Source organism: Cytobacillus oceanisediminis, from assembly GCF_004366035.1.
GTDB classification, from domain to species: Bacteria; Bacillota; Bacilli; order Bacillales; family Cytobacillaceae; genus Cytobacillus; species Cytobacillus oceanisediminis_C.
Genome location: NZ_SOEE01000042.1, coordinates 3,149 through 4,502 on the forward strand (window position 1 = coordinate 3,149; position 1,354 = coordinate 4,502).

Sequence of the window (1,354 nt, forward strand, 5' to 3'; positions counted from 1 at the left end):
CAGGTGGAGCGCTTAGAAGTGAGAATGCCGGTATGAGTAGCGAAAGATGGGTGAGAATCCCATCCACCGAATGCCTAAGGTTTCCTGAGGAAGGCTCGTCCGCTCAGGGTTAGTCGGGACCTAAGCCGAGGCTGAAAAGCGTAGGCGATGGACAACAGGTTGATATTCCTGTACCACCTCTTTACCGTTTGAGCAATGGGGGGACGCAGGAGGATAGGGTAAGCGCGCTGCTGGATTAGCGCGTCCAAGCAGTTAGGCCGGTAACGAGGCAAATCCCGTTACCACATAGGCTGAGCTGTGACGGCGAGGGAAATTTAGTACCGAAGTTCCTGATTCCACACTGCCAAGAAAAGCCTCTAGCGAGGGAAAAGGTGCCCGTACCGCAAACCGACACAGGTAGGCGAGGAGAGAATCCTAAGGTGAGCGAGAGAACTCTCGTTAAGGAACTCGGCAAAATGACCCCGTAACTTCGGGAGAAGGGGTGCTCATTAGGGTGAATAGCCCTGATGAGCCGCAGTGAATAGGCCCAGGCGACTGTTTAGCAAAAACACAGGTCTCTGCGAAGCCGCAAGGCGAAGTATAGGGGCTGACGCCTGCCCGGTGCTGGAAGGTTAAGAGGAGAGGTTAGCGCAAGCGAAGCTTTGAATCGAAGCCCCAGTAAACGGCGGCCGTAACTATAACGGTCCTAAGGTAGCGAAATTCCTTGTCGGGTAAGTTCCGACCCGCACGAAAGGCGTAACGATCTGGGCACTGTCTCAACGAGAGACTCGGTGAAATTATAGTACCTGTGAAGATGCAGGTTACCCGCGACAGGACGGAAAGACCCCGTGGAGCTTTACTGTAGCCTGATATTGAATTTTGGTACAGCTTGTACAGGATAGGTAGGAGCCTGAGAAGCCGGAGCGCTAGCTTCGGTGGAGGCGTCGGTGGGATACTACCCTGGCTGTATTGAAATTCTAACCCGCGCCCCTTATCGGGGCGGGAGACAGTGTCAGGTGGGCAGTTTGACTGGGGCGGTCGCCTCCTAAAAAGTAACGGAGGCGCCCAAAGGTTCCCTCAGAATGGTTGGAAATCATTCGCAGAGTGTAAAGGCACAAGGGAGCTTGACTGCGAGACCTACAAGTCGAGCAGGGACGAAAGTCGGGCTTAGTGATCCGGTGGTTCCGCATGGAAGGGCCATCGCTCAACGGATAAAAGCTACCCCGGGGATAACAGGCTTATCTCCCCCAAGAGTCCACATCGACGGGGAGGTTTGGCACCTCGATGTCGGCTCATCGCATCCTGGGGCTGTAGTCGGTCCCAAGGGTTGGGCTGTTCGCCCATTAAAGCGGTACGCGAGCTGGGTTCAGAACGT

The 1,354-nt window shown here is 55.0% G+C and carries 1 rRNA gene (only partly in view); it reads left to right on the top strand.

What is annotated here, in order from left to right:
* Nucleotides 1-1,354: ribosomal RNA gene (locus DFO72_RS28915) — 23S ribosomal RNA — on the top strand (its annotated part extends 1,275 nt beyond the left edge of the window); the annotation flags it as partial.